This window comes from uncultured Desulfovibrio sp. (assembly GCF_949282365.1).
Lineage (GTDB): Bacteria > Desulfobacterota > Desulfovibrionia > Desulfovibrionales > Desulfovibrionaceae > Desulfovibrio.
This window is the reverse complement of sequence record NZ_CASDOY010000064.1, coordinates 1-11762: the sequence shown is the minus strand read 5'-3', so window position 1 is coordinate 11762 and position 11762 is coordinate 1. Positions and strand designations below refer to the sequence as shown.

8 protein-coding genes are annotated in these 11762 nt (G+C 69.6%); 2 read left to right on the top strand and 6 right to left on the bottom strand.

The annotated features are described in order from the left end of the window. The 4 genes from Q1X76_RS09460 to Q1X76_RS09445 all read right to left on the bottom strand — a co-directional run. Positions 1-1714: UvrD-helicase domain-containing protein (locus Q1X76_RS09460; RefSeq protein WP_300719539.1), on the bottom strand; the 1714-nt coding region annotated here is incomplete at its 3' end. A gap of 621 nt (positions 1715-2335) precedes the next feature. After that, on the bottom strand, positions 2336-3397 hold the full coding sequence (locus Q1X76_RS09455; protein ID WP_300719537.1) for a hypothetical protein: 1062 nt from the start codon (positions 3395-3397) through the stop codon (positions 2336-2338). Between the two features lie 229 nt (positions 3398-3626). Beyond that, positions 3627-5810: a U32 family peptidase gene (locus Q1X76_RS09450; protein ID WP_300719535.1), complete on the bottom strand. Its 2184-nt coding sequence runs from the start codon at positions 5808-5810 to the stop codon at positions 3627-3629. Then, a complete protein-coding gene (locus Q1X76_RS09445; protein ID WP_300719533.1) occupies positions 5807-6814 on the bottom strand; it encodes an NAD-dependent epimerase in 1008 nt (335 codons plus the stop codon). Before Q1X76_RS09445 ends, Q1X76_RS09450 begins: the two co-directional genes overlap by 4 nt. 94 nt (positions 6815-6908) lie before the next feature. Between Q1X76_RS09445 and Q1X76_RS09440 the strand changes: the two genes are divergently transcribed. Continuing rightward, positions 6909-7904 (top strand): hypothetical protein, encoded by a 996-nt coding sequence (locus tag Q1X76_RS09440; RefSeq protein ID WP_300719531.1) that lies wholly within the window; start codon positions 6909-6911, stop codon positions 7902-7904. A 326-nt stretch (positions 7905-8230) separates the two neighbouring features. Here the strand turns inward: Q1X76_RS09440 and ahcY are convergent, their stop codons facing one another. Together ahcY and Q1X76_RS09430 are read right to left on the bottom strand one after the other, a co-directional pair. Next, on the bottom strand, positions 8231-9652 hold the full coding sequence (gene ahcY / locus Q1X76_RS09435; protein ID WP_300719529.1) for an adenosylhomocysteinase: 1422 nt from the start codon (positions 9650-9652) through the stop codon (positions 8231-8233). Positions 9653-9966: 314 nt separating this feature from the next. Beyond that, positions 9967-10893 carry a metalloregulator ArsR/SmtB family transcription factor gene (locus tag Q1X76_RS09430; RefSeq protein WP_300719527.1) on the bottom strand — a complete coding sequence of 309 codons (927 nt, stop codon included), beginning with the start codon at positions 10891-10893 and terminating at the stop codon, positions 9967-9969. 97 nt (positions 10894-10990) lie between these two features. On the opposite strand from Q1X76_RS09430, the gene Q1X76_RS09425 reads away from it, so the two are divergent. Further along, positions 10991-11762, top strand: a 772-nt coding sequence (locus Q1X76_RS09425; RefSeq protein WP_300719525.1) for a hypothetical protein, incomplete at its 3' end; no start/stop codon positions are given.

The following is an 11762-nucleotide window of genomic DNA, read 5'->3' as shown; positions in this document are numbered from 1 at the left end:
GGGCCTGCAGGCGCTGGCGCATCTCCTGCGCGGCGCGCCGGGTGAAGGTCACGGCCAGCAGCCGGGCCGCCGGGACGCCCCGGGCCAGCAGATATTGCAGGCGGCCCACCAGCACGCGCGTCTTGCCCGCGCCGGGCCCGGCCAGCACCAGCACGGGCGTGCCCGTGTCCAGTCCGGCGGTCAGGGCCTCGGCCTGCGCCGGGGAAAAACCCTCCAGGGTGCGCCCGTCGGGCGCGGCAGGCTCGGGCTCGCTTTCGGCGGGCGCGTCGCCGTCCTTCTTGCGGCGTACGCGGATGGCGGCCACGGCGGTGGCGGCCTCCCGTTCCGGGGCCTGCGGGGCCGGATCCGCCACCTTTTTGGGCCGTCCGCGCTTGCGGGGCGCCGTCCCGGCCAGCAGGCTGCCCCGCGCGCCGCTCTGCAGGCCCGCCGCCTCCTCGGGGCTGAAGACGCGCACCACGCCGTATTCGCCGTCATAGCCGCCCTTGCGCATGACCTGGCCCCGGCGCATGCGGGCCACGGCCTCGCCCAGCGGTTCCCAGTGGCGGCGCACCTCGTCCAGCTCCATGCGGCAGAGGATGTCCAGATCCGGGCCCAGCTCGCGCAGCAGGCTCGCATACCTGTCCTGCACCTTGCGCGAGCCGCTGCCCGCGCCCAGGATCTCGCCCACCAGCTCGGGCAGGGGGATCAGGGGCCGGGCCTCCGGCTCGTGGGGCAGGCTGGCGGGCGCATCGCGGTCGGCCAGCTCGCAGACGCGGTGCAGCACGCCGATGGTCAGGGGTTTGCCGCAGACCGGGCAGATATTGTCCAGGGCCAGGGCCTCGCGCGGCTCCAGCACCACATTGCAGGCCCGGTGCCCGTCCAGATGGTATTTGCCCTCCTCGGGGTAGAACTCCATGGTGCCCAGGAAGCGGCAGTCCCCGGGCTGCCCGTCGGGCGGCAGGCGGCGGGCCGCGGCGCGCAGGGCGCTGAAGATGCCGTCATAGGAGGGCGCGCCCGCGAAGAAGTTGGCCTCGCGGCCCAGATTGGCCCCGGAATGGGCGTCGGAATTGGAGATCAGCGCGTAGCCGTCCAGACGGCTGACCATGCGGTTCATGCCCGGATCCGAAGACAGGCCCGTCTCCAGCGCGAAGATGTGGGACGAAAGGTCGTCGAAGCAATCCTCCAGACGGTCGAAACCGGATTTGGAGCCGAACAGGGCGAACCACGGCGTCCAGACATGGGCCGGGACGAGCACGGCTTCGGGGCAGACCTCCAGGGTCATCTCCAGCAGGTCGCGGGAATCCAGCCCCAGGATGGGGCGGCCGTCGGAGTGCAGGTTGCCCACCGCCTCCAGCCGCCGGGACAGGCGGTCGGCATCGTCCAGCGAGGGCACGAAGATCAGGTTGTGGACTTTGCGCACCCTGCCCTGGCGCTTGTAGATGGAGCTGATCTCGGTCTGGAGCAGGAACAGGGGGCCGCCGGCGTCCGGCGGCGTCCTGCCCTGCAAGAAGTCCAGCTCCTCGGCCGGGCCGGACAGGCGGTACAGGCCGCTTGCCTCGTCGCGCACCAGCTGCTGGCGCAGCTCGTCCCGCCATTGCGGGTGGGTGAAGTCGCCGGTGCCCAGCACATGGATGCCCTTGCAGCGGGCCCAGGCGGCCAGATGCCGGGGCGAGAGCTGCTTGCTGGTGGCGCGGGAGAAACGGGAATGGATGTGCAGGTCGGCGATGAAATTCATGCAAAGGCTCCGCGATGGAGGGTGGACAGAGCTGTCATTGTTATGGAAAGCCGGGCGCAAGGCAAGGCCGCTGCGGCCCGGCGGGCTTTGGGGGCGGGACCCGTCAGCGGGGGCTGCGCTCCTGTGGGATGTTCCGACTGCTCTACTGAAAGAAACATCATTTTCAGAAGAGAGGACCCCCGTCCTTGCTGTCGGTAAGAATCGGCCGGGTTGGGGGGAGGATGGGGGATCTTGAGGGGGGAAGGAAGCCCTTGGTGCCGCAAGCTGCACCCCAAGGCGCGACCGGACGGCGGCCCGCAGGACCGTGCCCGTTGCCCGTAAGGCCTTACGGGCATCGACAGCAGCGCGCGACCGGACGGCGGCCCACAGGACCGTGCCCGTTGGCCGTAAGGCCTTACGGGCATCGACAGCAGCGCGCGACCGGACGGCGGCCCACAGGACCGTGCCCGTTGGCCGTAAGGCCTTACGGGCGGACGGCGGCCCACAGGACCGTGCCCGTTGGCCGTAAGGCCTTACGGGCATCGACAGCAGCGCGCGACCGGACGGCGGCCCGCAGGGCCGTGCCCGTTGGCCGCAAGGCCTTACGGGCATCGACAGCAAGGCAAAGGGGCCCCTTCCCCCTTAAAACGAAAGGTCATGGGTCCCGGGCCTGGTATCCTGCGGGCCCCGGGCCGTTGTTGCCTCATGGCCCGCGCCCAGCCAGGGACAGAAGGCGAGGGCCTCCCGGCTCCAGCCCTGCCCGTCATGCAGGGGCAGGGGCGCTTCCAGCAGGCAGCGGGCGGCGGCGTCCTTGCGGGCCAGTACCAGTACCCGTTTGGCGGCTTCGCCGCTCCGGGGGCAGAGGGGCAGGATGCGGCGGCAGCCCAGGCGCTCCCGGTCCAGTATGGAGAGCAGGCGGGGCAGGTCGGCGGCCGGGAAGATGCAGCAGAACAGGCCGTGATGGCGCAGCAGACGCCGGGCCGCACGGCAGAAGACGCCCAGGGCGTCGGACGCCGGCACGGCGGGCGGCAGGGCATTGGCCAAGGGCGCGCCAGGCGGCAGCGTACCGGGCAGGGCGGAGGAGGGGGCGACGGGCAGGGGCCCGGCACCGCGCAGGGCGGCCTCGCGCCGGGGCCTGGGCGAAGGACGGCCGTTGCCCGGCACGGCATAGGGCGGGTTGGCCAGGATGAGATGGAAGCTGTTTTCGCCGCAGTGGCGCAAAAAATGCGTGTCGGCCAGGTCGCCCTGCCGGAAACGGCAGCTGTCGTCCAGCCCCAGCAGGCGGGCGTTGTCCCGGGCGGCGGCGCACAGGGCCGCATCCCGTTCCAGACCCAGGGCGCGCAGGGGCGGTACGGTTTTTTCCCGGCGGCCTGCGTCCGGCGGCTGTCCGCAAGAGGCGGCGGGCGCTGCCGTTGACGGTCCCGTGCCGGGAGACGGGCAGGGGCGCGCTGCTTGCTGGCGGCGATGTCCCGTCGTCCCCGTCGTGGCGGACGGCAGGCGCAGGCACAGGCCCAGCAGGGCCGCGCCGCAGCCGCTGCCCAGTTCCGCCACCGCGCGCGGGGCCGTGCCCGGCAGGGAGGCGAGGCTTTCCGCCGCGAAGGCCGCCAGCAGCAGGGCGTCCGCGCCGAAGCGGTAGCTGTCTTCCGGCTGGCGCAGGCCCCGGGGAAAGAGGGCGCGGGCTGCGGTGATGGCGATATCGTCCATGAGCGTGCGGCTGGGGAAGGCGGTCCGTTGGAGGGGGAGAGGCGGCAGGGGGGAGCGCCCCTTGCCCGGGGCTTACCGGCGGCAGGGAAAAACGGGGCCATGCCTGGGCACGGCCCTGTGACGTGGGCAGGACCGGGGCCGCGAGCTTGCCCGCGCCGAGCGCGCCGGGGAAGGGATGGGCTTGGGGGAGGGAGGCCCCTCCCCCAAAACCTCTCTCCCCAAAGACGTCTTACAGCAGGGCGCCGTCCCAGTTGAACAGGCCCTGTCGGCGCATCTCGGGCAGGCTGGCGGGCGGGTTCTCTTCCAGTCTGGCGAAGAAGCTGTAGCCCGCCTGCTGCAGTTCCTGCCGCTTGCTGCTGATGTCCAGGGGCCAGCCGGGATAGAGCCAGACATTGCCGCCGTACTGGCGGGCCCAGAAGACTTCGCCCTTGGGGCTCATGAAGGGCTCGTTGGGCTTGATGCCCAGCAGACCGAAGCGGCTGATGCCCACGGGCCAGAATCCGCCCAGCACCATGCCCAGCGGCAGCGGGCTCTGGCGGGGCAGGGCCAGGATGTCGTCGACGGGCAGCTCGGGACTGATGAAGGCGCCCTTGAAGCCCATGCCGGCCAGCACGCCCAGGGCGGCGGCATTGGCCACGTTGCAGAAGGGCCCGGCCAGCAGGTCCAGGGCGTCGTCCTTTTTGGCGTCGGCGGGCCCGTCGTGCATGCGGGCCAGCAGTTCCGCCGGGAAGAGGTCGCGCTGCCAGGGCGCGTTGCAGACGAAGTGGCGCGCGCCTTCGCGGGTCAGGTGGGCCAGACGGCGGCGGATGGATTCCTCCTCCTCGGGCCAGATGACGGGCGGCAGCCACCAGCAGATGCGCGGGGCGATGGTGCGCGAGATGTCGGCCGTGCGCGGCGAGAGCCACAGGCCGGTGTGCTGGCTGCGGCAGCCGCGGGTCTCGCGGCCCTGGGGCATGCTGGCGCGCACCGTCATGTCGGGCCGGGGCGCGGGCCTGACGGGCCGGGGCAGGCGGGGATCGCTTTCCACGGCCTTGCTGGGACGGGTGGGCATGCGGTCCAGGCGGGCCTGCCAGTCCTTGAGGATCTGCAGCAGTTCGGGCTCGCGGCGGTCGATGAGGAAGACCGGCGTGCCCGCCTTGGGCGTCTTGTGCTTGGGCAGGCGCAGCAGCAGGGTGCCCGCCTTGGGCGTGCGGCGCGTCACGGGCAGGGTGGCGTGCCAGCGTTCGTCCTCCACGCCCACGCGCAGATAGTCCTGGGGCAGCAGCTCGAAGTGGGGCTTGAGCAGCACCTGGCCTTCGGGCGTGAGGCTGACTTTGCCCGCCAGCAGGCCGGAGCTGGTCTGGCCGGACGGATCGGTGGGGATGAGGTTGTCCTTGTGCGGCAGGAAGCGGGCCCGGCTGCCGGGACGGCCCAGGGCCATCTCGAGGATGGACTCGGCATCCTTGCGGACCTGCGGGTCGCCGGGATTGTCGCGCAGCATGCGATAGGCCGTGACCACATGATAGACGTAGTGCGGGCCCTTCTTGCGGCCTTCGATCTTCCACGAGACCAGATGCGGGATATGCAGCAGGGTCTTGGCCAGCACGTCCAGCGAGAGGTCCAGACAGGAGAAGAAACGCCCGTCGCGGCCCTTGCCGGGATTGCTGCGCTGGGGCCGGGGGCGGCGCGGGTCACGACCGCCGTCACGGCCGTTGCGGCCCTGTTCCCGCCCCTGTTCGCGGGCCTGCTGCTCCGCCTGTCTGGCAAGACCGGCCGCCGCCGCGCCGCCCTGGCGGTAGACACGGCGGCAGGGCTGCACGCAGCGGCCGCGCAGGCCGCTCTTGCCGCCCATGTAGCTGGACCAGTAGCAGCGGCCGGACACGCAGTAGCAGAGCGCGCCGTGGACGAAACATTCCAGATCCAGCCCTTCGGGGCAGGCCTCGCCCATGGCGCGGATCTCGTCGATGGAGAGCTCGCGCGGCAGGATGACGCGGCTGGCTCCCAGATCCCTGGCGGTCTGCAGGCCCTGCGGATGGGTGATGTTGGCCAGGGTGGAGAGGTTGATCTCGCCCTCGAAACCGGCCTGCCGCGCCAGATCCAGCATGGCCAGGTCCTGCACGATGATGCCGTCGGGCCGCACCTGCCGCGCCAGGCGGTGGATGAGGCGGTAGGCGGCCGCGGTCTCCTGCGGTTTGACCAGCACGTTCATGGCCACATAGACGCGGGCCTGCTCCTCGTGGGCCAGGTCCGTGAGGCGTGAAAGGTCGGTGAGGCCGAAGTTCTCGGCCTGCATGCGGGCCGAAAAGTGCTTCAGGCCCAGATACACGGCGTCGGCGCCGGCGGCCAGGGCCGCGGTGAAGCACTGGGCGTCGCCGGCCGGGGCCAGGATCTCCGGGCGTTCCGGGGTGGGGGCGGGCAGGATGATGTCGCTCATGCGTAATAATATTCCTTGAACCAGGCCACGAAGCGCTCGATGCCGGTCTTGAGGGGCGTCACGGGCGCGAAGCCCGTGGCCTGCGACAGGGCGTCGATATTGGCCCAGGTGGCTTCCACATCGCCGGGCTGCATGGGCAGCAGGTCGCGGACGGCCTTCTTGCCCAGGGCGTCTTCCAGGGCGGCGATGAAGTCGTTGAGTTCCACGGTCTGGTTGTTGCCGATGTTGTAGATGCGCCACGGCGCGGAGCTGGTGGCCGGGTCGGGATCGGCGGCGTCCCACTGCGGATCGGCGGCGGGAGCCAGGGGCAGCAGGCGCAGCACGCCTTCCACGATGTCGTCGATATAGGTGAAGTCGCGGCGCATGCGCCCGCCGTTGAAGACCCTGATGGGTTCATCCTTCATGATGGCGTGGGCGAAAAGCTGCAGAGCCATGTCCGGGCGGCCCCAGGGGCCGTAGACCGTGAAGAAGCGCAGGCCCGTGCAGGGCAGGCCGTAGAGATGGCTGTAGGCATGGGCCATGAGCTCGTTGCTCTTCTTGGTGGCCGCGTACAGGCTCACGGGATGATCCACGTTGTTGTGTTCCGAGAAGGGCTGGCTGGTGTTGAGCCCGTAGACCGACGAGGAGGAGGCGAAGACGAAGTGCCGCACGCCGTTGTGGCGGCAGCCTTCCAGCAGGTTGGCGAAACCCACCAGATTGGAATCCACATAGGCCATGGGATTGACGAGGCTGTAGCGCACGCCGGCCTGGGCCGCCATGTTGATGACGTGGGTGAACTTCTCGGCCGCGAACAGGGCGCTCATGGCATCGCGCTGGGCCATGTCCTGCAGGACGAAACGGAAGCCGGGACGGCCTTCCAGCCGGGCCAGGCGGTCCTTCTTGAGCTGCACGTCATAGTAGTCGTTGAGGTTGTCCAGGCCCACCACGGTGTGGCCCTGATGCAGCAGACGGTCGCAGAGATGGTAGCCGATGAAGCCCGCGGCTCCGGTAACGAGAATATGCATGCTGTCCTCCTGTGGGCGCAGACTAAGCCAGAAGCGCTCCCGGAGCAAGGGTTTGCTCTTGCCCCCGGCGCTCCGGCCGGATATGTTCGGGAGCATGAAGAACAACGAATCCTCTTTTGCGTCCAGCAACGCTTCCGAGATGCGCAACAGCGCCGCGGGCACGGGCAGGAAAGCCGCCGCCGCGGACGGCGCGGGGGCTGCTGCCGGCGCCGGCAAGGATGAGGCCATCCGCCACTGGTACAAGGGCGAGAACCGCGACACCATCATCTATCTGCTGATCGCGATCTTCTTCCTTGAGCTGATCGTCGGCGGCATCGCCTTCTTCTACGGCATCATGCACGCCAAGCCCTCCCTGGCCGGCGGCCCGCCCGAAGCCCAGTTCCCCATCATGGGCTGGGCCATCGGCGCCGTGGTCGCCCCGGTGGCCCTGCTGCTCATCGTGCATCTTTCCGGCCTCTGGGTCTCCAATACCCTGGAGCGGGAACGCCAGCCCGGCAGGCCCGGCTCGGAACGCCTGGTGCCCAAGCGCCTGCGCTACTTCTACGCCTGCGTGCAGCACGCGCCCACGGTGGTGGTGCTGCTGGGCATCTTGCTGCTGGCCGCGGCCCTGGTCTTCGTGGACGGCATGTTCTCGGCCCTGATGGCCTTCGGCAGCGCGCTCAAGCCCTATATCCCGTGGATCGCGGGCAGCTTCGCGGCGCTGCTGGCGGCCTGTTATCTGGGACGCCTGCTGCTCATCTACCGGCACCGGCGCATGGAACAGGAATACGCCTACCGGCGCGAGGTGCTGGAAAAGACCGGCATCGTGCTGGTGAGCAAGGGCAGCATGCCGCTCAACAGGGGCATCGAGCCTTTGCAGGCCGTGGAAGGCGGCGGCTATGCCCTGCCGCCCGGCCCGGCCTATACGCCCGAGGAGGCGGCCGCCGACGCCGCCGCGCGCGAGGCCGGGGCCAAAGGGGCCGAGGCCGAGGATATCGTGGACGTGGACCCCGAGGACCTGCGCGAAACGCCCGGGGATGCGGCCGCGCCCCGCAAGGACGACGTGACCGATGCCGGTGCGGTCGCGGAGGAGGGGAAGCCCAGGGCGTAAGCGCTGCGGCGCAGAAGGGTATTTTTGAGGGGGAAGGCCTCAGCCTTGCTCCCGATGCCTGTAAGGCGCCTGCGTCGTCGGCAGTTCGCCCTCCGGTGGCGACCCGCGCGGGAGGGGCCCCCCGACCCTCGCTGTCCGCGATGCCCGTGACTTCCTTCGTCGCAACGGGCACGGCCCTGCGGTCGGCCCCACGCCTTCCCCGACGCGCCTTATTTCAAAAAGGAGAGGCTCCTTGAGGAGCCTCTCCTTTTTTGTCGTTGCTGCCTGACGCCGCCGTCCCTGCCCCTCTGTCCCGGACCCGGGCAAAGACGGCCATCCGCCGCGGCCTAGTAGCGGTAGAGATCGGACTTGTAGGGGCCTTCGACCTTCACGCCGATGTAGTCGGCCTGTTCCTGGGTCAGGGTGGTCAGCTTGACGCCCAGGCGGGCCAGGTGCAGGCGGGCCACTTCTTCATCCAGTTCCTTGGGCAGGGTGTAGACCTTCTTTTCCAGGTTGCCTTCGGCCAGCTTCATCTGGGCCAGGGTCTGGTTGGTGAAGCTGTTGGACATGACGAAGCTGGCGTGGCCCGTGGCGCAGCCCAGGTTCACCAGGCGGCCTTCGGCCAGCACGATGATGCTGCGGCCGGACTTGAGGGTCCATTTGTCCACCTGGGGCTTGATGTTCAGCCTGGTGATGCCGGGGGTGGTCTCCAGGTAGTGCATGTCGATCTCGTTGTCGAAGTGACCGATATTGCAGACGATGGCTTCGTCCTTCATGCCTTCCATGTGTTCGCCGGTGATGACGCGCAGGTTGCCGGTGCAGGTGACGTAGATGTCGCCTTCGGGCAGGGCGTCTTCCACGGTGGTGACTTCAAAGCCTTCCATGGCGGCCTGCAGGGCGCAGATGGGGTCGATCTCGGTCACCAGCACGCGGGCGCCGAAGCCGCGCATGGACTGGGCGCAGCCCTTGCCCACGTCGCCGTAGCCCACCACTACCACGACCTTGCCGGCCACCATGACGTCGGTGGCGCGCTTGATGCCGTCGGCCAGGGACTCGCGGCAGCCGTAGAGGTTGTCGAACTTGGACTTGGTGACGGAGTCGTTGACGTTGATGGCCGGGAAGAGCAGCTTGCCCTCGGCTTCCAGCTGGTAGAGGCGGTGCACGCCGGTGGTGGTCTCCTCGGAGACGCCCTTCACATGGGCGGCCACCTGATGCCAGTGGGTGGGGTCTTCCCTGTAGCGCAGGGCCAGACGATCCATGATGATCTGGAATTCCTTGTTGTCATAGGTCTTTTCCAGCAGGGAGGGATCGTTTTCCACTTCCACGCCCTTGTGGATCATCAGGGTGGCGTCGCCGCCGTCGTCCACGATGAGGTCCGGGCCCTTGCCGTCGGGCCAGGTCAGGGCCATTTCGGTGCACCACCAGTAATCTTCCAGGCTCTCGCCCTTCCAGGCGAAGACCTTGGCCAGGCCCTGCTCGGCGATGGCGGCGGCGGCATGGTCCTGGGTGGAGAAGATGTTGCACGAGGCCCAGCGGATGTCCGCGCCCAGGGCGTGCAGGGTCTTGATGAGCATGGCGGTCTGGATGGTCATGTGCAGGGAGCCGGTCACGCGCAGGCCCTTGAGGGGCTTCTTGCCGGCGTATTTGCGGATGCACTCCATGAGGCCGGGCATCTCGCGTTCGGAAAGCTGCATTTCCTTCTTGCCGAAATCGGCCAGGGCCAGATCGGCCACTTTGCAGGCCAGGGAAAGATCCAGGGCTTTGGTCATTGCTGTGGTACTCCTTGAGAAAGTATGTCGGCGAAAGTATTTGGGCCGCTCCCCGGGGGGGCGGTCTGCGGCAAGATCGTCCGCCCCGTCCGCCGCGGACGGGGACGGTTTCGCGGGGCCGCGGCAGGGCTGCGGCCCGCAGGGAAAGCTCCCGGGGCATCATGCATGCGGAGGGCTACCGCCCGTCTGTCCGGGGCGATCGTTCCGCCTGCAAGATGCTGCCCGTTTTGCTAAGGCGCATCGGGGGGAAGATGGGGCGCGGGAGGGAGCCCCTTGTTGCGCCAGCAAAGGGGCCGTTCCCCCAACACACGCCGTCAGCTGGCGCGGGCCCGCACCAGCAGCAGGAACAGGCCGCGGCCCACGGCCTGCCGCGTGCAGGACAGGACCGTGAAGCCGGCCTGGCGCAGGCGTTCCTGCAGGCGTTCCTCGTCGAAGCCCAGCCAGCGGTCGCCGTAGCGGCTGCGCATGGTCTCGTCGTGATGTTGCAAAAAATCGGCCACGAACAGGTGCCCGCCCGCGGTCAGGCTGCGGCGGATCTCGCGCAGGCCCTCGCCGGGATCGGAAAGATGGTGCAGCACCAGATTGATGCAGGCAAAGTCCGCTTCCTGGTCACGCAGGGGCAGGTGGTCCAGCTCGCCGATGCGCAGGGAGATGCGGTTCTCGTTGGCCAGATCCACGGGGCTGAAGCGGCGGCGGCACATCTCCAGCATGCGGGCCGAGCCGTCCACGCCGATGAGGCTCCGGCTCACGGGCAGCAGGCGCTCCAGCACCGCCCCGGTGCCGCAGCCCAGGTCCACGGCCACGCGGCAGCCTCCGGGCACGGCGGCCAGCACGGCGGCGGGCAGGTCGAAATCTTCCAGCACCTCGCGGTTGAGCTCGTCCCAGTCCTCGGCGATGGCATTGAAGAACTGGCGCGTCTTGCGGGCGCGCTCCTCCAGGATCTGGGCGGCCATGGCCAGATCCTCGCGCATGGCCGTGTCCGTATGCAGGAAGGGGACCACGGCCTGCAGAAAGTCGCTGGCTTCGCCGCAGCGCGCGGCGGCGTAGAAGACCCACAGGCCGTCCCGGCGCGAGGTCAGCAACCCGGCCTCGGTGAGGATCTTGAGATGGCGCGAGACGCGGGATTGCCCCATGCCGAGGATGCGCACCAGCTCGTTGACCGAGAGTTCGTAATGCAGCAAGATATGCACCAGTCGCAGACGGGTCTCGTCCGAAAGTGCCTTGAAATATACCAGTGCCATGCGTGCCCCTGTGCGGCGCGGCGGACGCGCCTGCGATGCCTGTATCAAATTTGCTTGATGCAAATATCAGCCTATCTGGATATAGTCAAGGAGTTCCATGACCTCTTCCTCCGATGTGCCTGCCGGCCGCGGGCCCGCCCCGGACGCGGACGGGCAGACCACAGGCCGCCCGTCACGCAGACGGCGTGCTGCCCCTGCGGCCACGGCCCTTTCCCTGCTGGATGCCTGCGGGCTCGCACCGTCCCCGGCCCAGGCCGGGAGCGCGTCGGGCAGCCACGCGCCCGCGCCGCAGCCTGTTCCCGCACGCGGGCGTCGGTCCGCACGGGAGCGTGCGGCGGCGCTGGCCGCCGAGGCCGACCGTCTGGCGGCGGCCTACGGCCTGAGCGAAGGGGGCGAGGGGCTGGTGGTCTTGCCGGGCGATGACGAGGATGTCTGGACGACGGGCCCGGCGACGTCCGTGACGGAGAGTTTGCCCGGCGGGCAGGGTAGGCCGCCGCGAGCCGGAGAGAGCGCGCCGCCGCATGAGGCCGTGACCGCCAGCAGAGCCCAGGGCGGGGATGCTCCGCTGCCGCAGGGCGTTGAGGTCGCGGCCCGGCCGGGAGCCCAGGAGCGCGTGCCGATCCCGGCGGACAAGGCAGACAGGGCGAGCGGCCCAGACGCGGCGGACAAGACGGGCAGGGGCCCGGTGGCTGTCGGCGCATCCGCCGTCCCGCTGGCCGGGCCGGAGACGGGCAGCATCGCGCCGCAGGCGGAAAAAGCCGCTCCCGCGCGCGGGCGGCGCGCTTTCGCGCAAGACGGGATGGAGGACGCGCGCGCGACGGTGCGCGATGCCCGCGGGCGCCCTGATCCCGGCCTGGGGGACGTGCCGG

Bases quoted from the DNA above. Each gene is read 5' to 3' on its own strand.
- Q1X76_RS09455 (WP_300719537.1), bottom strand. From the start codon at position 3,397: ATGGACGATATCGCCATCACCGCAGCCCGCGCCCTCTTTCCCCGGGGC.
- Q1X76_RS09450 (WP_300719535.1), bottom strand. From the start codon at position 5,810: ATGAGCGACATCATCCTGCCCGCCCCCACCCCGGAACGCCCGGAGATC.
- Q1X76_RS09445 (WP_300719533.1), bottom strand. From the start codon at position 6,814: ATGCATATTCTCGTTACCGGAGCCGCGGGCTTCATCGGCTACCATCTC.
- Q1X76_RS09440 (WP_300719531.1), top strand. From the start codon at position 6,909: ATGAAGAACAACGAATCCTCTTTTGCGTCCAGCAACGCTTCCGAGATG.
- ahcY (WP_300719529.1), bottom strand. From the start codon at position 9,652: ATGACCAAAGCCCTGGATCTTTCCCTGGCCTGCAAAGTGGCCGATCTG.
- Q1X76_RS09430 (WP_300719527.1), bottom strand. From the start codon at position 10,893: ATGGCACTGGTATATTTCAAGGCACTTTCGGACGAGACCCGTCTGCGA.